23 protein-coding genes are annotated in these 24,009 nt (G+C 47.8%); 11 read left to right on the forward strand and 12 right to left on the reverse strand.

The genetic code is table 11. The annotated features are described in order from the left end of the window. Positions 1 to 64: 64 nt before the first annotated feature. Together pflB and adhE are read right to left on the reverse strand one after the other, a co-directional pair. Positions 65 to 2,323, reverse strand: coding sequence for a formate C-acetyltransferase (gene pflB / locus AC3RCI_RS19710; protein ID WP_492526042.1), 2,259 nt, complete (start codon positions 2,321 to 2,323; stop codon positions 65 to 67). Between the two features lie 551 nt (positions 2,324 to 2,874). Beyond that, the gene (gene adhE, locus AC3RCI_RS19715; protein ID WP_492526044.1) at positions 2,875 to 5,487 is read right to left on the reverse strand and encodes a bifunctional acetaldehyde-CoA/alcohol dehydrogenase; all 2,613 of its coding nucleotides are present in this window, start codon (positions 5,485 to 5,487) and stop codon (positions 2,875 to 2,877) included. Between the two features lie 441 nt (positions 5,488 to 5,928). Here adhE and AC3RCI_RS19720 point away from each other — a divergent pair, with 441 nt between their 5' ends. After that, positions 5,929 to 6,645 carry a Crp/Fnr family transcriptional regulator gene (locus tag AC3RCI_RS19720; RefSeq protein WP_095290364.1) on the forward strand — a complete coding sequence of 239 codons (717 nt, stop codon included), beginning with the start codon at positions 5,929 to 5,931 and terminating at the stop codon, positions 6,643 to 6,645. 103 nt (positions 6,646 to 6,748) lie between these two features. Here AC3RCI_RS19720 and AC3RCI_RS19725 read toward each other — a convergent pair whose 3' ends face one another. From AC3RCI_RS19725 to AC3RCI_RS19750, 6 genes are all read right to left on the reverse strand, one after another. Continuing rightward, on the reverse strand, positions 6,749 to 7,459 hold the full coding sequence (locus AC3RCI_RS19725) for a hypothetical protein (protein WP_492526046.1): 711 nt from the start codon (positions 7,457 to 7,459) through the stop codon (positions 6,749 to 6,751). Positions 7,460 to 7,642: 183 nt separating this feature from the next. Then, the gene (locus AC3RCI_RS19730; RefSeq protein WP_492526048.1) at positions 7,643 to 8,371 is read right to left on the reverse strand and encodes a hypothetical protein; all 729 of its coding nucleotides are present in this window, start codon (positions 8,369 to 8,371) and stop codon (positions 7,643 to 7,645) included. A gap of 237 nt (positions 8,372 to 8,608) precedes the next feature. Beyond that, complete coding sequence (locus AC3RCI_RS19735; RefSeq protein WP_148565210.1) at positions 8,609 to 8,905, reverse strand: winged helix-turn-helix transcriptional regulator; 297 nt, start codon at positions 8,903 to 8,905, stop codon at positions 8,609 to 8,611. A gap of 318 nt (positions 8,906 to 9,223) precedes the next feature. Beyond that, the gene (locus tag AC3RCI_RS19740) at positions 9,224 to 9,952 is read right to left on the reverse strand and encodes a ThuA domain-containing protein (protein ID WP_127537906.1); all 729 of its coding nucleotides are present in this window, start codon (positions 9,950 to 9,952) and stop codon (positions 9,224 to 9,226) included. 24 nt (positions 9,953 to 9,976) lie between these two features. After that, entirely contained in the window at positions 9,977 to 10,945 is a 969-nt protein-coding gene (locus tag AC3RCI_RS19745) for a sugar phosphate isomerase/epimerase family protein (RefSeq protein ID WP_492526050.1), read from the reverse strand. 215 nt (positions 10,946 to 11,160) lie between these two features. Next, positions 11,161 to 12,273, reverse strand: coding sequence for a Gfo/Idh/MocA family protein (locus AC3RCI_RS19750; protein WP_095290354.1), 1,113 nt, complete (start codon positions 12,271 to 12,273; stop codon positions 11,161 to 11,163). A gap of 160 nt (positions 12,274 to 12,433) precedes the next feature. Here AC3RCI_RS19750 and AC3RCI_RS19755 point away from each other — a divergent pair, with 160 nt between their 5' ends. After that, entirely contained in the window at positions 12,434 to 13,252 is an 819-nt protein-coding gene (locus tag AC3RCI_RS19755) for a helix-turn-helix domain-containing protein (RefSeq protein ID WP_095290352.1), read from the forward strand. A 21-nt stretch (positions 13,253 to 13,273) separates the two neighbouring features. Here AC3RCI_RS19755 and yxiS read toward each other — a convergent pair whose 3' ends face one another. Both yxiS and AC3RCI_RS19765 read right to left on the reverse strand, forming a co-directional pair. After that, positions 13,274 to 13,588, reverse strand: coding sequence for a protein YxiS (gene yxiS, locus AC3RCI_RS19760; RefSeq protein ID WP_095290350.1), 315 nt, complete (start codon positions 13,586 to 13,588; stop codon positions 13,274 to 13,276). 51 nt (positions 13,589 to 13,639) lie between these two features. After that, entirely contained in the window at positions 13,640 to 14,578 is a 939-nt protein-coding gene (locus AC3RCI_RS19765) for a Gfo/Idh/MocA family protein (RefSeq protein ID WP_492526052.1), read from the reverse strand. Positions 14,579 to 14,776: 198 nt separating this feature from the next. Between AC3RCI_RS19765 and AC3RCI_RS19770 the strand changes: the two genes are divergently transcribed. The 4 genes from AC3RCI_RS19770 (at position 14,777) to AC3RCI_RS19785 (ending at position 17,291) form a co-directional block, all read left to right on the forward strand. Next, the gene (locus AC3RCI_RS19770; protein ID WP_492526054.1) at positions 14,777 to 15,388 is read left to right on the forward strand and encodes a TVP38/TMEM64 family protein; all 612 of its coding nucleotides are present in this window, start codon (positions 14,777 to 14,779) and stop codon (positions 15,386 to 15,388) included. A gap of 128 nt (positions 15,389 to 15,516) precedes the next feature. Then, positions 15,517 to 16,479, forward strand: a complete 963-nt coding sequence (gene msrA, locus AC3RCI_RS19775) for a peptide-methionine (S)-S-oxide reductase MsrA (protein ID WP_095359314.1) — start codon at positions 15,517 to 15,519, stop codon at positions 16,477 to 16,479. Positions 16,480 to 16,686: 207 nt separating this feature from the next. After that, entirely contained in the window at positions 16,687 to 16,893 is a 207-nt protein-coding gene (locus tag AC3RCI_RS19780; protein ID WP_095290343.1) for a helix-turn-helix transcriptional regulator, read from the forward strand. Continuing rightward, the gene (locus tag AC3RCI_RS19785; RefSeq protein ID WP_492526056.1) at positions 16,890 to 17,291 is read left to right on the forward strand and encodes a hypothetical protein; all 402 of its coding nucleotides are present in this window, start codon (positions 16,890 to 16,892) and stop codon (positions 17,289 to 17,291) included. The genes AC3RCI_RS19780 and AC3RCI_RS19785 overlap by 4 nt, the downstream gene beginning before the upstream one ends. Positions 17,292 to 17,339: 48 nt before the next feature. Here AC3RCI_RS19785 and AC3RCI_RS19790 read toward each other — a convergent pair whose 3' ends face one another. Continuing rightward, positions 17,340 to 18,140 carry a lipid II flippase family protein gene (locus AC3RCI_RS19790; protein WP_336780670.1) on the reverse strand — a complete coding sequence of 267 codons (801 nt, stop codon included), beginning with the start codon at positions 18,138 to 18,140 and terminating at the stop codon, positions 17,340 to 17,342. A 204-nt stretch (positions 18,141 to 18,344) separates the two neighbouring features. Here AC3RCI_RS19790 and AC3RCI_RS19795 point away from each other — a divergent pair, with 204 nt between their 5' ends. Beyond that, positions 18,345 to 18,797, forward strand: a complete 453-nt coding sequence (locus AC3RCI_RS19795; RefSeq protein ID WP_492526058.1) for a DUF2188 domain-containing protein — start codon at positions 18,345 to 18,347, stop codon at positions 18,795 to 18,797. Positions 18,798 to 18,922: 125 nt separating this feature from the next. Here the strand turns inward: AC3RCI_RS19795 and AC3RCI_RS19800 are convergent, their stop codons facing one another. After that, a complete protein-coding gene (locus AC3RCI_RS19800; RefSeq protein ID WP_492471540.1) occupies positions 18,923 to 19,645 on the reverse strand; it encodes a YitT family protein in 723 nt (240 codons plus the stop codon). Positions 19,646 to 20,549: 904 nt separating this feature from the next. On the opposite strand from AC3RCI_RS19800, the gene AC3RCI_RS19805 reads away from it, so the two are divergent. The 4 genes from AC3RCI_RS19805 (at position 20,550) to cysK (ending at position 23,766) form a co-directional block, all read left to right on the forward strand. Next, positions 20,550 to 21,587 carry a nucleotide-binding protein gene (locus AC3RCI_RS19805; protein WP_095290334.1) on the forward strand — a complete coding sequence of 346 codons (1,038 nt, stop codon included), beginning with the start codon at positions 20,550 to 20,552 and terminating at the stop codon, positions 21,585 to 21,587. Beyond that, positions 21,584 to 21,817: a hypothetical protein gene (locus AC3RCI_RS19810; protein ID WP_095290332.1), complete on the forward strand. Its 234-nt coding sequence runs from the start codon at positions 21,584 to 21,586 to the stop codon at positions 21,815 to 21,817. Before AC3RCI_RS19805 ends, AC3RCI_RS19810 begins: the two co-directional genes overlap by 4 nt. Before the next feature lie 407 nt (positions 21,818 to 22,224). Then, the gene (locus AC3RCI_RS19815; protein ID WP_492526060.1) at positions 22,225 to 22,611 is read left to right on the forward strand and encodes a YhjD family protein; all 387 of its coding nucleotides are present in this window, start codon (positions 22,225 to 22,227) and stop codon (positions 22,609 to 22,611) included. A gap of 201 nt (positions 22,612 to 22,812) precedes the next feature. Continuing rightward, on the forward strand, positions 22,813 to 23,766 hold the full coding sequence (gene cysK, locus AC3RCI_RS19820; RefSeq protein WP_492526062.1) for a cysteine synthase A: 954 nt from the start codon (positions 22,813 to 22,815) through the stop codon (positions 23,764 to 23,766). Positions 23,767 to 24,009 lie beyond the last annotated feature (243 nt).

Raw genomic sequence — 24,009 nt, forward strand, 5'->3', positions numbered from 1 at the left:
TTCCTTTCTGTATCCGCATCCGCTGTGCGTTTATGATGGTGATCTACTCCTGTTTACCGTTTTATTACATCGAACCGTGGAAGGTCCGGTTAATGACATCCAGCTGCTGCTCACGCGTCAATTTGATGAAGTTTACGGCATAACCGGATACCCTAACGGTCAATTGTGGATAATTTTCAGGATGCTCCATGGCGTCAATCAACTGCTGACGATCGAACACGTTCACGTTCAGATGGTGAGCACCTTGACCGAAATAACCGTCCATCATGGCAACCAGATTGGATTTGCGCGTATCGGACTCTTTACCGAGCGCTTTAGGCACAATCGAGAATGTGTTGGAGATACCGTCCAGGCTGTGTTCGTAAGGCAATTTGGCTACAGAACCCAGGGATGCCAGAGCTCCTTTTTTGTCACGTCCATGCATCGGGTTGGCACCTGGAGCAAACGGTTCGCCTGCTTTTCGTCCATCCGGTGTTGTACCGGTTTTTTTGCCGTACACCACATTGGATGTAATGGTCAATACAGATTGGGTTGGAATGGCATTGCGGTACGCTTTATGTTTGCGGATCATGCCCATGAAGCTCTCTACCAGTTCAACCGCAATGCTGTCGACACTGTCTTCATTGTTACCGTAACAAGGGAAGTCTCCTTCAATTTCAAAATCAACGGCGATTCCTTGCTCGTTACGAATCGGTTTAACTTTTGCATATTTAATTGCACTCAAGGAGTCGGCTGCAACGGACAGGCCGGCAATACCACAGGCCATGGTGCGTACGATATCGCGGTCATGCAGAGCCATCTCGATCCGTTCATAACTGTATTTGTCATGCATGTAATGAATCACGTTAAGGGTATTCATGTACAGTTTAGCCAGCCATTCCATCATCGGTTTGAACCGTTTCATGACCTCATTGTAATCCAGCACTTCGCTTGTAATGGCCGGATATTCCGGTCCGACCTGTGCTCCGGATTTCTCGTCACGTCCACCATTAATCGCATACAGCAGTGCTTTCGCCAGGTTGGCACGAGCGCCGAAGAACTGCATTTGTTTACCGATCTTCATCGCCGATACGCAGCACGCAATACCATAATCATCTCCGTAGATTGGACGCATCAGATCATCATTCTCATACTGGATGGAGCTGGTTTCAATGGATACTTTGCTGCAATACTCTTTGAACGCCTCCGGAAGTTTGGTAGACCAGAGTACGGTCAGGTTAGGTTCCGGTGCGGGTCCCAGATTGTGCAGCGTGTGCAGGAAACGGAAGCTGTTTTTCGTTACGCGTGTTTCCCCGTTCACGGACATCCCGCCGATGGACTCGGTTACCCATGTCGGGTCACCGCTGAAGAGCTCGTTGTAGTCCGGTGTACGCAGGAATTTGACGATCCGCAACTTCATGACGAAATGGTCAACCAGTTCCTGAGCCTGCTCCTCGGTGAGATGACCTTCCTGCAGGTCACGTTCAATGTAAATGTCAAGGAATGAAGATACACGTCCAAGGGACATGGCCGCACCATTTTGCTCTTTGATGGCAGCCAGGTAACCGAAGTACAGCCATTGGAATGCTTCTTTCGCTGTGGTAGCCGGCAGGGAGATATCAAAGCCGTGCATTTCGCCCAGCTGCTTCAATTCCTGCAGAGCCCGGATTTGTTCGGATAATTCTTCACGCAGACGGATGACATCTTCATCAATGACATCCACTTCAAGAGCGTTCAATTCTCCTTTTTTGGCACGGATCAGGAAGTCCACCCCGTACAGAGCAACCCGGCGGTAATCGCCGATGATCCGGCCACGGCCATAAGCATCAGGCAGACCGGTAATGATACCTGCTTTGCGTGCTGCACGCATCTCGGATGTATACGCATCGAATACACCCTGATTATGTGTTTTGCGAATATTAGTAAATATATCAATGACTTCTTGAGGCATTTCGAAGCCGTAAGCCTGACATGCATCAATCATCATGCGAATTCCGCCTGTTGGCTGAATGGAGCGTTTGAATGGAGCATCAGTTTGCACACCGACGATCTGCTCTTTGGATTGATCCAGATACCCGGGTTCGTGAGACACGATCGTTGCCGGAGTATTTACGTCCACATCCAGTACGCCGCCGTTGTCCCGTTCCTTTTTAGTCAGATCGGATACGATGTCCCACAGGTCTTTCGTATTCTGTGTTGCCCCTGCGAGGAATGACTCATCCCCATAATACGGAGACAGGTTATGTGCCAAGAAATCATTCACATCCACGGATTTGGTCCATGTGCCTTTGGTAAAGTTTCTCCAGCCTGTTTGTTGTTTTACGTCTTTTTCGATCACCGACATAGTAATCCCTCCACAAATTTGGATTTCCGGACACATGACAGGGTGCAGCAAAATCGTCTCATCTGTGCCCAGAGCCGCGATTAATGTGAACTTTTTCACATATCAGCCGGAACACGTTCTCTCTACATGGGAACCGGAACCGCGGGATGGATGTTTTTCTTACATTTTCAGTATACGTCTTGCGGGTTTCACCATCTGTGATTTTTATCACAAAGTTAGTGAACTTCCTCACTTCACCATCGCAGGATCATGATGAACCCAATAATTATTCACACTTAGCCACTGCGCGGGCCAGAACAACTTCCGATCGCTGTTATCACTGGATTTTTTTCATTTCTTATTCTAATTGGAAAAATCCATTGATAAAGGCGAGCGCTTCGCTTCTTCAGTTTTTTCTGTCCTCTCCGTTAATGTGTGAATACCAAACCGTTCAACGGATCCCCAAAGGATTCCGTCATCGACAAAAGGACGGCAATGTGGGCTCCCCTTTCGGGGAACCCTGAACCTATTGCCTAAACCTTAAACTCATTTTTGCTTGTTAACGATACTGTTTATTCAAACCGTCCGTAGAAGGCATTGCGGTAAACGTCTGCCAGTTCAGTCACCAGCGGCAGTTTTGGATTGGCGGTTGTACATTGGTCTTCGAAAGCACGATCGGCCAGGTAATCCACGTGAGCTTCAAAGTCCTTGGCATCAAATCCGATTTCCTGGAACGATTCCTCAATACCGAGTGTTTTGTTCAGTTTGCGAATTGCATTGATGAGGCTGTTCACCCCTTCTTCTGTAGTACGTGCAGGCAATCCCAGAATTCGGGCAATTTCAGCATACCGCTCATCTGCTACGAAGTGCGAATATTTCGGGAATGATGCAAATTTGGTCGGTTTTTTCGCGTTATAACGAATGACGTGCGGCATCAGGATTGCATTGGTACGTCCATGTGCGGTGTGATACTGTCCGCCCCATTTGTGCGCCAAGCTGTGGTTAATGCCCAGGAACGCGTTAGCAAAAGCCATACCGGCAATCGTCGAAGCATTATGCATTTTCTCACGTGCCAGTTTGTCACCTTGCAGCGCCGATTGCTCCAGGTATTGGAATACCAGCTGGATCGCTTTGATCGCCAGACCATCGGTGTAATCATTGGCCATAACCGATACATACGCTTCGATGGCATGTGTCAGTACGTCCATACCCGTATCTGCAACCGCTGTTTTTGGCAGTGAATAGACGAATTCAGGGTCTACGATGGCTACATCTGGAGTCAGCTCATAGTCTGCCAGTGGATATTTGGTGTTGCCCAGATTTTTATCTGTGATTACGGCAAACGATGTTACTTCCGATCCTGTACCCGATGTTGTCGGTATCGCTACGAATTTTGCTTTTGATCCAAGGCGCGGATATTTGTAGATCCGTTTACGGATATCCATGAATTTTTGCTTCAGATCATTGAAGTCCGTGTCCGGATATTCGTAGAACAACCACATGGCTTTGGCAGCGTCCATTGGTGATCCACCACCAAGAGCGATAATGCAGTCAGGCTGGAAGCGGCGCATCATTTCTGTACCACGGTCTACCGTTGTTGTTGATGGATCGGGCTCAACATCCGAGAATACTTCGATTGCTACCGGCATTTGGCGTTGACGCAGATAATGCTCCACTTTTTCCACATAGCCCAGTTTGACCATCATGGCATCCGTAACGATGGCTACGCGAGTAATATCAGGCATTTTGGCCAGATACTGCGTTGCTCCTTTTTCGAAGTACACTTTGTTTGGCACTTTGAACCATTGCATATTCACGGTACGGCGAGCCACCCTTTTCACGTTAATTAAGTTGACGGCAGTGACATTCGATGAGGTCGAGTTACGGCCATATGAACCGCATCCCAGAGTCAATGACGGCATGTTCGTGTTGTAGATGTCCCCAATGGCGCCGTGTGTCGATGGCGAATTCACGATAATCCGTCCCGTTTGCAGACGATCCGCAAATTTGCTTATGACTTCTTCATTATTCGAGTGAATAACGGAGGAGTGACCCATGCCGCCAAAGGCAACCACTTCCGCAGCACGCTCAATCCCTTCAGCTGCCGTTTTTACTTTGTAACAAGCCAGTACCGGACTTAATTTCTCTGCAGACAGCGGGAACTTGGTGCCGACGCCCTCAATCTCTGCTACAAGAATTTTGGTACCAGCCGGAACCTCAATTCCACACATTTGCGCAATGGTTACTGCCGATTGACCGACAATCGCCGGGTTAACCGCACATTTCTCCGCATTAATGGCACCTGCTGTCAATTTCGCAGCTTCATCCTTGTTGACGAAATAACACCCGTTCGCAATCATTTTCTTTTTCACCTGATCGAAGATCGGTTCTTCGATGATGACCGCTTGCTCGGAGGCGCAGATCATACCGTTGTCGAATGACTTGGACAAGATCAGATCCGTTACAGCCTGATTGATATCTGCCGTTTTCTCGATAAAGCAAGGTACGTTCCCTGGTCCAACGCCCAGTGCCGGTTTACCACAGCTGTACGCTGCGCGTACCATGCCTGATCCACCCGTTGCCAGAATGAGCGCCACATCGTTATGATTCATCAGTGCATTCGTGCGGTCCATGGAAGGATCATCAATCCACTGGATACAGTCGGCCGGAGCACCATGCTTCACCGCAGCTTCGAGCAGAATTTTGGCGGCTTCGCGGCTGCAGTTCTGAGCGGAAGGGTGGAATCCAAAGATGATCGGATTACGTGTTTTGATGGAAATCAACGCTTTGAACATCGTCGTGGATGTCGGATTAGTCACCGGTGTAATACCCATGATAATGCCTACAGGCTCCGCTATTTTCTGGAAGCTCTCATACTCGTTATCTTCAATCACGCCTACGGTTTTGTCATATTTGATGCTGTGATACACATATTCTGTTGCAAAGATATTTTTGGTGATTTTATCTTCATACACTCCGCGGCCGGTTTCTTCCACTGCCATTTTGGCAAGCATCATGTGTTTGTCCAGACCTGCCAGTGCCATGGCTTGCACGATGCGGTCAATCTGTTTTTGATCCATGGACATGAATGCTGCGTGTGCTTTATTCGCTTTGTCAATTAACGTTTGAATATACTGACCTGCTGTCGGTTCTTTTACTGGGGCGACTTCGTTCTTTACAGCCATCTCCCTCATCCTCCTAAAGGTTCGTATTGTTTTTTTGGTTTGTCTCTCTTCTTTACGTACACATCGTAACATGTCGAAAAGGTTAATTATGTGATTTTTTTCACAAAGTATAACAAATTTAATTTAAGTTTTTTGGAGTTCCTTCTGAAGGTCATTTTCACTTCCTATTTAAAATATATAGCTGTCAAATGCAGCCTTCCCTCTCCAAAGTGAATTTAATCACAATGTTTGAAATTTCGCCATTTTTGCCCCCTTTCCATGCCCCTCAAACGGTAAGATTAGGTATATACTGAACTTAAAAATTGAACCACCGCAATTTGTACCGTCCTCCCCTGCGGAATTGACCCTAATCAGGACGGTAACGGTTGCGGCGAACCACGGAGCGCGGACTGCAGCATGAATGTAATCCCCCTCCGGTGGATACAAAGGGGAGATAGACTTATGAGAGAACAACTGAGTGTCATGGAAAAACGCGGCAATACCAACTGTTTCTCGGAAGTGAATTTCAATCATCTGCTCGTAACCATGAAAGACCGTACCTATCCTGAAGGGACCCACCTGTATTGGGAAGGTGATGTGTCCGACAAACTTTATTATATGAAAAGGGGCCGTGCCCAGATCACCAAATCCACGGATGAAGGCAAAGAGCTTATCATGTACATGTACCAGTCCGGTGATATGATTGGTCAGGCAGATCCGTTCTTCGGTTCCAAGCATACCTTCTCGGCGGAAGTGCTGGAAGACAGTGAAATCGGTGTACTGGAGCACAAAGACCTGGAAATGCTGATCTGTCAGCACTGTGACTTCGCCATTGATTTTATGAAATGGATGGGCATTCATCACCGCTTAACCCAAACCAAATTTCGTGACCTCATGTTATACGGCAAACCTGGTGCGCTCTGTTCCACCTTGATCCGATTGTCCAATTCTTATGGCGAGCCCCACGGCGATCACGTGATTATTCATAAAAAAATTACCCACACGGATCTGTCCAACATGATTGGAGCTACCCGCGAAAGTGTGAACCGCATGCTTAGCGATTTGCGCAAAAAAGATGCCATTGAATATGATAACGGCATGATTGTTATCAAGGACCTGAAGATGCTCCAAGGCATCTGTCATTGTGAATTATGTCCCAATGAGATCTGCCGCATCTAAGCATTAAGCACTTGAAGTCATCACCTTCCGGTAATGAGCTTAATCTATAAGTGACATGAAAAAAGCCCGTCCTCCTAAAGAGGTGCGGGCTTTATGTTTATGTTTAAGATGCCGTTAACTGTAATTTAACCGCATCCCGTGGATTCAACTTCATATCCAAACCGTTTTCCATCAGTTCCTTGTCATTCACCATGATCACCCAACGCTGATTCATGCGTGGAACAACATTTTCAACCGAAACGACGTATTTGTTATTTTCCGACATTCTGACGATGCCGCTGGACTTAAGTACATCGCGAACCGTGCACTCCTTGATATAGACACCCGCATATTGACGATTAAGGTCTGGCATAATATTGCCGCCGCTGATCTTGAGCAGGGTTGTCTGATATGCAACACCTTCTCCTGTACTGTCGGCGGCTTTTACGTAAATGATCACTTCATCCTTGGCATGAAGCTCCATGCCCCAATTTTCCGGATCAATATCCTTGCCGTTTAGCTTAACTGCCCAGCTTAGCGAGGAATCAAGTGAAACTTCCCCTACGGATTGAATCCGCTTGCCGTCGGCCGTAAAATCAACCAGACCACTGTTCAATAGCGCCTTCTTAAGCGTGAGTCCTTCACTAAAATCCCTCTTGATCGACTTCGTTGCATCAGGTAAAAAAGTGCTTCCATCGACAGCAACGGTAATGGTATTGGAAGTATCGGTCTCCTTGACCACCGGCTGTTCAGAAGGCTGTGTCTCTGTACATCCGGCTAGAATTGCCATGATAAGCAAACATAAACCGATGTAACCGGGGAACTTCTTCATCATGTCGGTAACACCACCCTGCTTAAAATCTTCACCCTGTTGTCCATAACCTCTATTATGGCACAATATTCATCCAAAAAAAGTGTCAATGCCGTTACTTTTCTTCCATATTCCATCCTGCAGCACAAAGAGCCCGCTTGCGGGCTCCTTCGTTCGGATCGTTCAACCCTTATATTTAATTCCCCTCTATTGAACACACGCCTGCATATAAGTCCGGCCCCCGTCCCCATTTTTCAGGTACGGATTAAGCCCATGGAACTGTTCCTCCGACACATACACACCTGTCAAAAGTCGCCCTTCGAGCAGCTCTCCATCCATCTGTACACAGAATGTAGGAGCTGTTACGTATTCCTGATACAGCGGGATCTTACTGTACGGATGGTGAATCTTGTAGAGCTTGCCCTGCTCATGCAGGGGACGCTCTGAGAAGTATGTCGGTACAATGTACCGGGCGATGACATCCAGCTCTTGTGTGGTATAAAAAGCTTCATCACCAAGCCACGGTGCCAGCAGCCTGATTTTTTCATACTGGGACCATACAATGGCTTGAATTAGCATTTCGGGTTTTACATATCTTCGTTTCCCGGAAGCTCCAGTAAGCTGGCCACGTGGAAAATCATCATCCAGCTTATCCTGCACAGACCCCGGGTATCTTATTTCACAACCAATGCATTTCCAGCCTGACGATGTCTGAATCCACTTTTGCAGGACGACCGGAGCCAGTTCTTGCCCATTGCTGTTTCCAAGTGGAACTGCTTCCCCTGGGTCCTGGTTACCCACGCGGGGATTAAAATAATATTTAAACAGTTCCGCAGCTTTTTTGTAAATCAGATGAACCTGAATGGATGCGCTCTCAAGTTCCGCAATATCTTGCTTGCCGTAGCGTACTTCACGGGATAAGCTTTCTTCTCTCATGACAAGTGGCCTCCTCGCTCCGGCCGCCTGCGGCCATTTTTCTTAAATTATACTATAACTTCTGTCAATATGTGCAAGGCCTGCAGGAAAAAGGTGGTTTATTTCTACATTCCTGTATATTGAACAGACAAGCCATGATGACTAAGTAAGCATATAAGACAAAAAACTCCTGATTTCATCGAAATCAAGAGCTCTCTGTTGTCAGGTCACATCATTGAGCCTGGACATATGAATCGTTTAATCTACCCATTGCTCTGCCCAATCCTGAATTTGGTTCATGACAGGCTGCAAAGCTTTCCCTTTTTCTGTTAGCTCGTATTCAATACGAACCGGCGTCTCGGGATAAACATGACGAATCAGAATACCTTCACTCTCCAGATCCTTCATCCGTTCAGATAACATCTTGTCACTCATTGACGGAATCAGGTTGGAAATATCCTTGAATCGCTTAGACCCACTCATCAACGTTTGAATAATCAGACCGTTCCAGCGTTTGCCCAAAAACGAGAATGCCGTCTCAAAACGCGGACACATCCGTAAATCTTGGCCTTCCACATTAATCACCTCTTTAGAGATCACTGAACTTACATTTAGTTAGTATATTTCATAATAACACATTTACGTCACAAAGAAAACGTCTGCCGTAAAAAAGTTAAAATTTAATAGGCTTCTTTGCAATTTGACTATACAACAAGTATACCTCAGGACGATTCGATGAACCATGGCAAATATCGTATAACTCCCATGTACCTATCTTACCCAAAAAGAACCCAACTGCCACAGTCATACTTGACTCGGAGAAGGGTTCTTAGGTATACGTTTCATTTGCCCATCAGATACTACTTTTGCGGCCTAGACCAGCACGCCACCAAATGGTCTTACAGGTTCGCTCTTGCCAAATTGCGGCTTGAAGCTGCGGGCAGGATATGCCCATTTTACTGCATTGCTGATCACTCTCAGAATTTCCGGCTTGTAATACGTCGGATACGTTTCATGGCCTGGACGGAAGTAGAAGATTTTGCCTTCGCCGCGACGGAACGTACAGCCGCTTCGGAATACTTCCCCACCCTGGAAGTTGCTTACGAACACGAGCTCATCGGGTACCGGAATATCGAAGAATTCACCGTACATTTCTTCCTTTTCAAGTACAATCTTGCCTTCAATCCCATCCGCAATGGGATGAGAAGGATTGACACACCATACGATCTCCTGCTCGTCAGCAACACGCCATTTCAGATCACAACTGGTGCCCATCAAGGCCTTGAACGGTTTGGAGAAATGCCCGGAATGCAGAACAATCAATCCCATGCCGTTCAGTACTCGCTGTGCAACCTTCTGTGAGACCTCGTCGCTTACACGATCATGTGCCATATGTCCCCACCATATCAGCACATCTGTGGAATTCAGCACCTCATCACTTAAGCCGTGTTCAGGCTGATCCAGTGTAGCTGTCCGAATCGCAAATCCTTCGCCGCCGAGTCCGTCTGCCAGCGCCCGGTGCAATCCGTCCGGATAGACTTCCCTTACTTCATCGTGAATTTTCTCATGGACAAACTCATTCCAAATGGTGACGTTAATCATATTCAATTTCCCCCTAGTATAGCTCTAAACCCACCACATATCGCCCAGCGGTTCCTCAATCAATACTTGCCGGAGATTTTGTACGGCTTTAGAGAATCCTTCTTCAACCGACATCAGACCGTCTTCGTGTTCAATACTTACAACATAATCGTAGCCAACGAGACGCAGGGCACTGATAATATCTGCCCAAGTCTTGTTATCATGACCATAACCTACCGAGCGGAACTGCCAAGCGCGGTCAAGCATGTTTGTGTAATCCTGCATATCTGTCAAACCATGTTTGTTTACGTTTACCGGATCGATCGTTGTATCTTTAGCATGGAAGTGATGGATCGCGCCTTCACGTCCCAGAATGTGAATCGCTTGTACCGGATCAATTCCTTGCCACCACATGTGACTTGGATCCAGGTTCGCACCAATGACTTCGCCTGCAGCTTCACGCAGTCTTAACAATGTAGCTGGAGTATGCACTGAGAATCCACCATGCAGTTCCAATCCTACTTTCACATTGTGATCTGCTGCATACTTGCCCCACTCTGTCCAGTACGGGATCACTTTGTTCTCCCATTGCCATTTCAACACTTCCTGGAAATCATTCGGCCACGGTGCAACAGGCCAGTTCGGATACTTCGCATCTTCATGGTCTCCCGGACATCCGGAGAATGTGTTTACTACAGGAACTTCCAGCTTTTGTGCCAATTGGACTGTTTTCACGAAATCATCGTGGAAACCTTTGGCGATATCTTTTTGCGGATGAAGCGGGTTACCGTGACAGCTCAGTGCGCTGATGGTCAGACCTCGTGATTCCACTGCATTTTTAAAGTTTTTCAGTGCTGCTTCATTGTTCAAAAGCTCCTCCGGGTTGCAATGTGCATTGCCTGGATGGCCTCCAGTTCCGATCTCTACTGCTTTCAAACCCTTGGATGCTACGTAGTCAAGTGCATCCTCCAATTTACGTCCTCCGAATAGTACCAAAAATACGCCGAGTTTCAAGTGCGATTCCTCCCTGGATTAAATATCGAATAATTGCTGATTAAATGAACCAAGAACTGCAAAAATGTACCGTTCAGATCACCAGTTTGTTTTAATAGTGTGGAAAATCTAGAGCAATTCTATCCTGAAATTAAACGTAACAATACTGGTTATTCCAGATGGAAAAACCATCTTCCTGTGTTGCCCTAACTTCAACTTAAATCAACTGAATTACCTTAATTCGATTGCACAATTTCTGTCGGATCCTCATTTGCTTTGGTGGCTGCATTTGGATCGTAAGTACTCTCAAGCATAACGTGCTTGCCCTCCAAAGAAGAGCGCTGGAATGCATGCATCGCTTCTAGCACGTGATACGCGAGCTTGCCGCTGGCTTTGTGTTCCCGTCCGGCACGAATGGATTCGACCATCTCGGTAACACCAATTCCGCGTTCATTCTGACTGCTCTCGAAGACAGGGGTTACCGTTTCCCAGGTGTCCTGACCGAATCTGCGCAGCTTCACTTCCCCATTGAAATAGTTAGGATCCGGTACACTCAGCGTGCCTTCGGTTCCGTAAATCTCAATTCGAGGTAAGTCCGAAGCTCCACGAATATCGAAGCTGGTAATCATCGTTGCAATGGCTCCGTCGGTAAAATCGATGGTACCTGCCAGATGCGTCGGAGTTTGTACCCGGAGAGGCGTTCCTTCCTTCGGTCCCGAGCCAATAACACGATCGGTGATCTGAATGCCTGCAGAAGAGCTAATTCTCCGAATGGGTCCCAGCAATGTAACCAGCGCTGTCAGATAGTATGGTCCCATGTCAAACATAGGTCCTCCACCTGCAATGTAAAAGAACTCGGGATCGGGATGCCATGCCTCAGGTCCGCCACCCATGAAGAAGGAAGTCGCCGCAATCGGTTTCCCGATCAGACCGTCTACAATAGCCTGACGTGCCGTCTGAATGCCTGATCCAAGGAAGGTATCCGGTGCGGAACCAACATACAATCCCTTCTCTTCAGCAAGTTCAATGACTTTGCGGCCGTCTTCAAGCGAAATGGCCAGTGGCTTCTCGGCATAGACATGCTTGCCTGATTCGAGCACAGCCAGATCGGTCATGGCATGACTGCCAGGCACCGTCAGGTTCAACACAAGCTCGATTTCCTTATTTTGCAGCAACTCATCTACATTGTAAACGTTTGCGATATTAAATTCATCTGCCCGTTCCTGAGCACGTTCACGGATCAAGTCCGCTACGGCTACAATTTCAATGAGCGGGCTATTTTTCAGATTCTCCAGATAGATGGCGCTGATGTTACCGCACCCGATGATGCCTGCTTTTAATTTCTCCAATGTGACGTTCATCTCCTTACGCATGGTGAGAAGCTGTGATGAATGTTTTGTGCCTTGAATTTAATACTATGGTATTCCGTTTTGGGTTCAATTAAAATGAATAATATGATCGAAACATGAACTATCTGGTCATAATTTTCAAATTGCAAGGAGTATGCCAATGCCGACCGATTATTCCTGCCAGGTTCTTACAGCAGGCTTCTCATTTCATCGCAAACCCTATGCTGGTATTCATCCCGACGGGGTTAAGAACTACCTCCTAAGGCTGCAGACCGACGGTCGCTGCCGGGCACGAATAGACGGCGAGATGTCACTCGTCGATGCGGGCGATCTGCTTCTTTTCAGTCCGGACGAGCCTTATGAACTCAAAATAGACAATGAACGGAATCCGATGGGAGAACGACTCGTAGAGAGCGGTGACTACCATATCTTTTTTAATGGTTCCTGGGTGGATGAATGGTGGGAACGCCACAAAAGGCCAAACCGGATTAAGGTCGAATTGACCGAAAGCCTGCTGACCCTGTTCCGTCAACTCGTGCTGGAGCAGCGCCGAATCTCCAATCCATATCCCGAGATCTCCAGTTACTACATGCGTATCTTATGTCTGGAGGTGGATCGTCTTCTCTCTGAACATCCGACGATAACCAACACCAACTATGTGGCGTATGAAATAAAAAATTATATCGAGGAGAATGCTTCCTCCCTGTTCAAACTTGAAGATGTAGCAACCCATGTTGGTATCAGCGTTTCACGCGGGGTTCATCTGTTCAAGGAAGCGTTTGGCAAAAGTATCATGCAGTATACCCTGGACGTACGGCTGAACATGGCCAGAGAACGGATCATCTTCAGTCCAATGACGCTGGAGCATGTCGCCGAATCGTCGGGGTTTAACAATTACACGTATTTCCACCGCGTATTCCGCTCCCGGTTCGGCATGTCGCCCAAGGAATTCCGGCTCATACACCGAGAACAGATGTAAGGTATTATACGTAAATTCTGCTTATTTGCGCGCGGCGATTGCCTCCGATACCACCATGGCCAAGTCTTCGTTGCCAAACATGGACAACACACCCAGCACCGTATCATCCGGAATCTCTCCGGCTTCCTCCTTCGGCACAACCAGCTGCAGCACTTGCTGCAGCCGTTCATTGCTCTGCTGATCCGGGTAAGCTTGCCGGTACATCTCTTCTGGGTCCAGTCCATGATTGGCACACCACTGGGCAAATACAAGAATCATCATTTCTTCTTCCTGTTTATAGGTTTCTACGACCGCTTCCTCGATCTGTTTTCTGCGTTCCTTTTCATATTCGTCCATTGTGTCATTCCTCCATATGAGTTATGTTCTTTATCCCGTTTTCACAAAAAATCACTTGCGAATCAGCTGCTCTGCCAGCTCATGGCTATCCATTACGTGGCTGGAGCTAATGATGCAATCGTCCGGCGTGTCCAGGTTAGCCAAGAAATGATTGACGGCTCCGCTAAATCCTCTGCGCGTTAATATGGAGTCCCAGCTGCCGAAAGTTTCTTTGCGCTCAAGCTCTCCGCGTTCGGTATATCTGGCCTCTTCCATATTCACAACTTCTACCGATCTGCCTCCGCCGTGAAGTTCGATCTTCTCCAGGTCAGCCCCCGCCTCGCGCACCATATCGAATCGTCCGATGGCCTTTCTTCCAAGCTTGGCTGATCCGGCAGCATGAAGAAGCTGGTCCAACTCATTCGTGCGGACCCATTGATGAACCAGCTCCACATGATGATCCGAATACCATAACATCAGATCCAGCATATGAATCAGATCATCATAGATCGTTTTTGCTGCAGGAAGATGCTGAATGCCTGTCCGATGCTTCGTTAACATCAGGGATTCAAACCCCTGCCCCCGTTGCATCCACGCTTTCGCTTTCTGGTACATCGGTGCAAATCTTCGGTTAAAACCTACCGCAAGGAGCAGCCCCTGTGCCTCAGCAAAAGCAGTCATTTCTTCGGATTCCCGCAAGGTGTAGGATAGCGGTTTGTCCACATATACAGCCAGTCCCCGTTCCAAACATTGCATGACAATATCAAAATGTGCTTCCGTTGCTGTATGTACAAAAACGGCATCCAGATCCCAGGACAATAGTTCCTTCAGATCCGTCGTTCCGTTATCTAATCTATAAGCATGCTGAGCAGCCGTTACCGGCTCTGGAGAACGGTTCATAATACCGGCAATTTCCACATCAGGATGCGCGGTTAACAGGGGCAAGTATACTTTGTGAGCAATACCCCCAAGTCCGATGATCCCAGCTCGGGTTCGCTTGGTTGTTTCCATGATAAGCATTCCACCTTCAGATGAGTTCTAAGTTCCACGACCTATAGTGTAACCCTTCAGCCAGCAACATGCCAGTTGATCAGCACAAGAAGGATTGAATTATCCGGTTCCCGGTCGAACGTGGTACACTTGGGTAGAAAGGCATATAGGATCAGGAGATTGGAGTAGTGCCCTGACCTGAAAGGAGCGTTTGGGGATTTGCGGAAATGGTTATGGCTCCTCTTGTATGTTTTGCTCGCCGGAGTCACGTTTATTAACAGATATGAATTGCTGGCATGGACCGATCAGAATCAGTCCATACCCCTTTTAATTATCATAGCAATGCTTTTTGCGTTGGTACCTGTGATTCCCTACAAATTTGTAATCGCAGCTTTGGGGTACAGTTACGGCACCACAACAGCAGCTTGGGTATGCTGGGTGGGGACCACCCTCGCAGCACTGCTCGTTTATGCGGGAGCGAGATATGCTTTTCGTCATCAGGCCAGAGCTTACCTGGATCGCATCCGTGGATTGAGTCGTTTTACCACCTGGATGGAGGCGCATCCCTTAATGGGCATTATGACGCTTCGCCTGCTTCCCGTTGTGCCTCAAACTGCGGTTAATATCTATGCCGGCATTACCTACACCCCTTTTTGGGTGTTCATGGTGGCTACGGCCATCGGAAAAATGCCTGCCATCATAATTTTTGCCTATGCGGGCGCGCAAGCGGAAACTTCCATCTGGGCGAGTCTGCTCATTTTTGTGGGATACTTTGCCATTATGGGCCTCGTTTTACTGCTGTTTCGTGTTCGCTCGCAAAAAAAGACCTGATGATTATTCATCAACATGACTAATGAGCTTCATCGTCCCTGTCCGGCTTGGTTGGCTTGCCAATTCAGGATATAATAGAAGTGTAAGCCAAATTCATTAATCTTCATCAGAAATGGAGTGACTATAGCATGGAACAACATTCAAGCGAAAAAGCAACATTTGCAGGCGGATGCTTCTGGTGTATGGTATCCCCCTTTGAGGAACTGCCCGGAATCCACAAGATCGTATCGGGTTATACAGGAGGACATACCGAGAATCCCACATATGAGGAAGTCTGTTCGGAGACGACAGGACACGTAGAGGCCGTTCAAATTACGTTCGACCCTTCCATCTTCCCTTATGAGAAGCTCGTCGAGTTATTCTGGCAGCAGATCGATCCGACAGATACGGGTGGACAATTCCATGACCGCGGATCTTCATACCAGACGGCCATCTTCTACCACAGCGAAGAACAGCGTCAGATTGCAGAAGCCTCCAAGGCGGCTCTGGAGCAGAGCGGACGGTTTGATAAGCCGATCTTCACACCCATTTTGCCTGCCAAACCATTCTATGAGGCGGAAGAACATCATCAGGACTATCACCACAAAAATCCGGCTCACTATAAACGGTATCGCAAAGGCTCCGGACGTGAAGACTTTATCGAGCGCAACTGGTCCGGCAATGTGGATAAAAGCAATCTGAAAGAGCGTCTGACTCCACTTCAATACGAAGTGACCCAGAATAATGCAACGGAACCTGCGTTCCACAACGAGTTCTGGGATCACCACGGTGACGGAATCTATGTAGATATCGTTTCTGGCGAGCCTCTCTTCAGCTCAACGGACAAGTACGATTCCGGCTGCGGCTGGCCAAGTTTCACGCGTCCATTGCGTGATTACAATGTGAAGGAAAAAACGGATCTCAGCCATTTCATGATTCGTACCGAAGTCAGAAGCCGTGAAGGAGATTCCCATCTGGGGCACCTGTTCAACGACGGTCCTGTCGAAGCCGGTGGTATGCGGTACTGCATTAACTCCGCCGCTCTTCGCTTCGTACCGAAGGAAGACTTGCAAAAAGAGGGATACGGCGAGTATGCAGTCCTCTTCAAATAAATTAAATACGACTGCCTGACCGTAGAACCAATACACGGTCCAAAAAAGCAGGAGCAGCGGGTTATCACCGGTGCTCCTGCTTTTTTCATGTTCCTATATGAATCAGATACGACATGTAAAGAGTTCTTGACACCCACACTTTTTTCCATTTACAATACAGCTGTAAAGAGTTCTTTACAACCTAGTAGCACGGAAAGAGGTTGATTCATGCAAAACCGCATTAAGCTGCTGCGTGAAGAGCTGGGCATATCCCAGGGCAAACTCGCCGAGTTGTGCGACGTCAGCAGACAAACCATTAACGCCATAGAGAATGACAAATACGACCCCAGCCTTCCGCTCGCCTTTGCCATTTCCGAGGCGCTTGAGGTCACCATCGAGCAGTTATTTCAGTACGAAAGGAAGAATTCAGAATGAAAATAAAGCATTGGAAAATGACACTTACAGGTGCTGCAGCATTTATTGTGCTTGCTACCGTTATTTATCGTACTGCAACAGGAAAGGACATTGGATTGAACGATATTGCTTCACTTGGTGCAGTTACGATTCTTTTCCTGTCAGCCCTAACTTGGGGCAGCAAAGAGGATCGTGATGGGGTGCGTGAGGATGAGGAACTGGGCAGACGTATTACGGAGCAGAGCTCGAAAGTGGGATATTTTATACTGACCCTGTTCATTCTGGTGGCCGTTGGCATAGATCAATGGGTCCATGAAAAGCCAAGCCTCCTGCTATTATCGCTGCTCGGACTTTCCATGGTTACGCTGCCTTTTATCGAATGGGTTCACATCCGCAAATACAGGACAACAGAGGATTAACGTATCTGCGCAACGTCCCTCCCCTGATGCCCTGTTCCATTTACTTCTTCACATCCAGCTGACGACCCAGCCGATCCAGTAGGCAAATGGAATGAGCAGCAGCTGAGCCACAAGCGTGCCGAATAAACGAGATACCAGCATGCAGCCATAAATCTGATTCATTCGGTCCAAACGGATTTCGCCTCGCAGGGATTTGTCACTGAGCAGAGAAATTCGCGGATCGATCAGGATCGTTAGCAAAATGGTCGCCATTCCGTTGATCAGCCCTGTCGATTGAGACGCAGCCACTGCCTGCCCTGGATATAGATAAGCTGCGTACAAACTGGATAATACGCCCGTTGTGTAAATGGCTGTGACCGCTACATTAAGCGTCATTAGACGTCTTGGCATTCCATGCTGTACTAGCCGCTTAGCCATCTTCCAGGAAGGCGGTGTAATATAGTAGGCTGCGTTTCTGATCTTGGTGCCGTTCAGCAACCTGCGTACCATCACCGGAATGGACCCCGCTGCTTCAAAATGCACAACCATTCTGGACGCAAGCTTGACCATCGTTGGAAAACACAATATGGCGATTGCGGTTCCTGCTGTTGCCGCCCCCATCAGCCAGTGCAGCTGCACGGCAAAATGTGAGTTCCCTCCACTTGTTGCGGTATCCACCAGATTCCCTACCATCGGTCCCTGAGCCATGTTCGATGTACGCGATACCAGCAGCAGAATCCCGGACAAGGAAAGGGCCAGCGCAATTCTGCGGGTTCTTAGCCCGCCAAGACGAAGTGCATAAGACAGGCTGTCTGCAGCATGAATAAGCATGGTAAACAGCATCGGAATTGCCAGACTCAGACTGAACATATGATTGTACTCCTTTTATTTTCCTATATTGGACTTTTTGTACATGTGACAGCATTATACCCCTCCAGCTTGCAAAAGTATAGGAATGCCATCCCTGTATGACAGCTCATTCCCACTTCACAGCCTGTCCATTTTGTCGTTTATCCCTTCTCCCATAGGGTAATATACAACTAACCATGATTACTCTATAGGAGGGATTCAGGCATGCCTTGGAATAAGAATGATTATCCGGTATCCATGAAAAATCTGGAGCCCCGTATTCGAAATAAGGCGGTTGAAATCGCCAATGCCCTGCTGGATGACGGGTATGAGGAAGGACGCGCAATAGCGATAGCCACTGCCAAAGCCGAAGAATGGGATGAGAACCACCCTGAAGCGGGTTCAACGGATTCGAGCCGATCATCTGATGGTAGCGGTTCTGCTTCTAAACGTCGCCATTCAGAGCCCGTCTCCTCTTCCAAAAGCCATGACAATATTCACGTCGTACCCACGGACTCGGGCTGGGCCATTAAGGAAGAAGGCCAATCCCAATATGTATCCACGTTTGACACCAAATCGGAAGCGGTGAACGCCGCCAAAGAAATCAGCAACGAGCAGAACATTCGGGCCATTATTCATAACCAGGATGGACAAATCGCTTCTTCCATCAAACCCTGACAGGTTTGTGAATCGCCCTGATCTTGAATCCATATGAAGAGTAACTTCCCAGCTTAGAAAAGCATCAAAAAAAGTCCTTTTCACCGCCGCTCAGGCAGTCAAAAGGACTTTTTGGTTAATTTCATTTAATGTGTGACTCCTCTCGCCACCGAAGTCCGTGATGCAGGGGCAGTCACCGCCTTGGCTGCCGAAGGCATCGATACCTTCACAGCTGAGGTCGTAACAGGCCGGCGTACCGGAACACTGACCACGTACGTAATGACTTTGCTGGCAATCCACACGGCCAGAATGGTATATAAAGTTTCTTTTACCGGAAGAAAGAAAAGGGATAAGCCCAGTACAAACGCATCACTGACAAAGAAAACTGTTCCCAGCTTCCATCCCTTCCAGCGGCTAACGAGCACGGCGAGAATATCGTCTCCGCCTGTCGCCCCGCCGAATCGGAGCACGATCCCTGCCCCTACACCCGTCAATACGCCGGATAGGACTGCGGGAATCCACAGGTTTCCGTTGAATGACATCTGCAATGTGGAGTATCGTTCAAAGCCGTCATAGAACAGGGAGAATGCGCCGACGCCAATCAGCGCCTGAATCATGAACTTCCAGCCCTTGATGAACCAGGCCAGAATCATGACCGGGATGTCGAGTAACAGCATGCCAATGGCAGGCGATAAGCCCGTCGCGTATTTTCCGAGCAGGGCCAGACCGACAAATCCGCCCTCCGATAAATGATTCTGAAAATTAATGTGATAGTAGGCAAATGCCAAAATAAAAGTACCGAGCAGCATGATGGCGAGTTTTCCCGCCTCAGCCTTAATGTGTTGTTTGGTTAACGATGTTCTCTTCATTCAGGTTCCCTCGCAGTTTGTAGGTTGGTTTTTAGACCGACCGTACCCTGCAAAAGGCAAGCCTGGAAGAAATCATCGTATTTGTCCTTCGAATATTCATTCCAATCCCCTCTTTCGCAGAGTCAGCCGTTTTTTTGAATACGGTTGGTTTACTCTACAAGGGGCGCTAAGTGTATGAGAGATCGTAACGTTTCCAGATCGTCCTTGGGGAGATTGTCCTTCGGGAACTCATGGTATCCTGATCCTTTCTGTCTGTTTGTGGTTAGCTATTTCAATTAAACTGGCGTACATCACACGTTTGACTCATGAACTTTACACTTAACCACATCGATTGCAGCTCCCTCTTCCGATCGCTGTTATCCTCGGAATTTTTTTGATTCCCTTCTCCTAAGGGAAAAATTCGGTGATAAACGCGAGCGCTTCGCTTCTCCAGATGGGTTCTGCACTCTTCGTTCCGTGTAAATGACAATCTGATAAAAACATGTAATTTCTCTATCCAGTTTAAACTTCTATAGCTAACTTGCTTGTTCTTCTATTATATAACACCGACGTGGACGGGTCTAAACAGCAGACCCTTCAAAAATGCGCATAAAGCATGCTCTGGGCGGCTCCAGCAGGCAAACAGCCACACCAGGACAATCAATGCTTACTAATGGTGCAACCTGCTCCTTCATTCTATGACCAATGATTGCGAATATAACTGTCCAGTCACCCAACTGTGACAATTTGGGGCCATTTTTTATTTTTGTGCGAATTTTGAAGGAATCATTGGGAGCTTTCACATACACTATAGCAAACGAAATCGGCTTATTCTTGACCAGCGTGGACGTTTTCCAGACTTACTCTGCTTTTTATGGTATAATATAACAATTGAATCCCACTACCGTTTAAGCGAGGCGGATTGATGAAAACGTTGAAGCCAAGAGTCTTTATTGGCTGCTCGCTGGAAGCGAAGCCGATTGCAGCCGCAGTACACGAAAATTTGCGTTTCTCAGCCGAAGTTACTCCTTGGTACTCCGGTGTTTTCAATCCAAGCAGCTATACGATGGACGATCTGGAAACAGAGGTGCGCACGACGGACTTTGCCATTTTTATTTTTCATCCGGATGATATATCCAAAATTCGCGGGAAGTACTATGCATCTGTCCGGGATAATACAATGCTGGAAATGGGTTTGTTTATGGGCCGTTTGGGACGAAAGCGTATTTTTTTCATTCTTCCGGAGGATATTACAGACATCAAGGATGCTGCAAAAATTGAGGGATTACGTATGCCTACCGATCTGCTTGGTTTGAATCCACTGGTCTATGAGATTCGTTCTGATGGCAAGTGGGCGCCAGCCGTGTCGGTTGCATGCTCCAAAATCGCTGACAGTATAGAAGAACAAGGACGATGGGTAGATCCAGAATTGGAGAAAATCATCAATCAGCATAAAGTGACTGAAGGAGAAGCACGGTTACAATTGCTAAAGCTTCTGAGGTTCTTCAGAGAGCTGCTGCGGGTTCGCAAAGCTGATGCCGTCATGCTCGACCGAATGAGTGATGCCCTCCGTACGGCATTTGTGTCCCATCCTCCATTCGCAGTACGTGGTACAGCCATATACCGTACAGATGACAGTGGTTATATCGAGCAATTATGTGGTAATGTAGGGGAACCGGGGAGAAAATATGAGTTGTCTGCCAATGACGACAAAGAGCCGGATGACCCCAAGCGCATCCTGGTCATTGATTCTTACCGTGAAAATAAAATCAAGATTAACCTGTATGACGATTACCTTGAGAAAGAATATCTGCTATGCTATCCTGTAGCCAAGAGGTATGTGATTACGGTTCATATTATTGGACATATAGAAGCGGATGAGGCGGTATTTCAACAGATTGACCTACAGAATCGTCAACTGTTTAACGCCATCAACGATTTGTTAGGAGGCGAACCGGAATGAAACCGGAAATGAAAAAAATAAGCAAGCGCTGGGGCAGCGAAAAGAAGGTACGCCTCAGCTCTGCGCCTGAATCATCACGACCGGTTCCGGAACCTAAGGAAGAAGATCGTTTCCACAAACCGGCCGTCCCGCTAATTACGATCGGCCCCTCGCTTAAGGGGAAGGAAAGACCTTATAAGGTCATCCTGGAAAAAGAAGCTTTGTACGAGAAACCTCAATATTTAGCTTAACTTTCTATGCATTGTTCTCGATTCTGCCGCTGTAATCGGCAGTACGTCCAGGCCCCGCCGCCCAAGGCAGGGGCTTTTTTGTTGGCATTCTCCCGCAAGTAAACCAACCAACCGGAACATCCTCTCCCCACTAACCTCGTAAAGCTTAAGAATCCAGTCCTGCAATTGCATTAGGCCATTTCTTACGCTCTTAGGTTTCCTGCAAAACCCAGAAATTATACCTAAAATTTGGAGTATGCTTGTCCTGTTCAATCATCCCCATAATGAACGTACATGGCCCTGCCGAAAGCCCAATCCCATTTTTTTCTTGTTGTATTCCGTATCACCGTTGCATATATTGATTATAATATAAGAACACATGTTCTGTAAATATATATGTTCGAATTCAAGGTTAAGGAAGTGAATGTATGTCATCCTCCCCTTCCGCCCCATCCCCTACGGATGAAGACCATCAATTGGTTAAAAGCCTTGTTGTGCGTACCCTGCTGCTGGATGTGCTTGAACGGGATATTCACACCCTGGATACACTACTGCTGAAAATGCCCGAGGTGTACGTCCTATCCCTGACCCGCATACAAAATCAGGTACTTCAAGAAATGCTGGCAGTTCGGCAGCAGATGCGGAAACGCGGTGTCAAAATTGTTGAGGAGAAACGTGAACAGGAAGGCATCGAAACACTCTACCTGTGCAGAGGATATTGGCAGCGGTTCTACATGCTCTGGACGTTCGCACGTAATGAAGTTAAGCAAGAACTCAGCCGACATCTGCATATTGATCTGACGCAGCGCTTGTAGCTTGGACCAGAATACAGGTTGACCCGGAGTGGCCGGGTTCATTAAGATGGAATAGAACGTTATCGTTATCAACGATGAGACTATATTAGACGTGAAATGAATTCTTCCTAAAACAAAAAAGCCTGCCGTCTATAATAAGGCGAACAGACTCTATGATTAGAAATTCCCTCAGACGTCTCATTACTCAAGGAGTTGTACTTCATGAATTCAAATTCGGGTAACCAACCATCCACCAGATATACAGGCATTGCTGCAGATATCACCGAGTTGATCGGACAGACGCCGGCGGTAAAACTCAATAGGCTCACAGGCAGCGACTCTGCTGACGTATATGTGAAACTGGAATATTTCAATCCAAGCGGCAGTGTCAAGGACCGTGCCGCTTACAATCTGATCGTTCAGGCTGAACGGGCAGGGCTGCTGCTTCCCGGAGCAACCATCATCGAGCCGACCAGCGGCAACACCGGCATCGGTCTGGCCATGAATGCAGCCGCCAAAGGATATAAGGCCATTCTCGTCATGCCGGACAATATGTCCAAGGAGCGCATCAACATTCTGAAAGCCTATGGCGCAGATGTCGTACTCACTCCAGCGGCTGAACGGATGCCCGGAGCTATCCGCAAAGCCAAGGAGCTTCACGCTGACATTCCGGGAAGCTTCATTCCTCAGCAATTCGAGAATCAGGCCAATCCGGATATTCACCGGGTTACCACTGCTCCCGAGATTATGCAGCAGATGGAAGGCAAGCTGGATGCCTTCATTGCAACCGCGGGCACAGGCGGAACCATTACCGGAACCGGTGAAGAGCTGCGCAAGCAGCTGCCAGATATCCGGATCTATGCGGTGGAGCCCAAAGGTTCACCCGTGCTGTCCGGCGGCGAGCCCGGTCCCCACAAGCTCGTCGGTACAAGTCCGGGGTTCATACCGGACATTTTGAATACCGACGTGTGGGACTCCATTATCCAGGTGTCCGATGAGGATGCACTGGATACCATGCGGCAGCTTGCTGCCCGGGAAGGGCTGCTGCTCGGCCCTTCATCTGGTGCTTCGGCCTGGGCCGCACTGCGCATTGCGCGGGAATTGGGGCCAGGCCACCGAGTGCTCTGTATTGCGCCGGATACCGGGGAACGGTATTTGAGCATGGGTATTTTTTAACACAACATAATCTGTACTCCCAAAAAAGGCTGTCCCTTAAGTCATCATGTTGACCGAGGGCAGCCTATTCACGTTCACTTACTCCATGAACCGGATACACGCTTAGCTAGGAGTAAGGGAAACTCCACTTCAGGCACCCTCAACATCATATCAAAATCAAAATAAGCTCCTGCTCACCTGCAGATGATTCATCCGCAGAGAACAAGAACTTATTCGATAAGGAATCATTTTAAGAACATTTAA

This window comes from Paenibacillus sp. MT124, assembly GCF_058792755.1.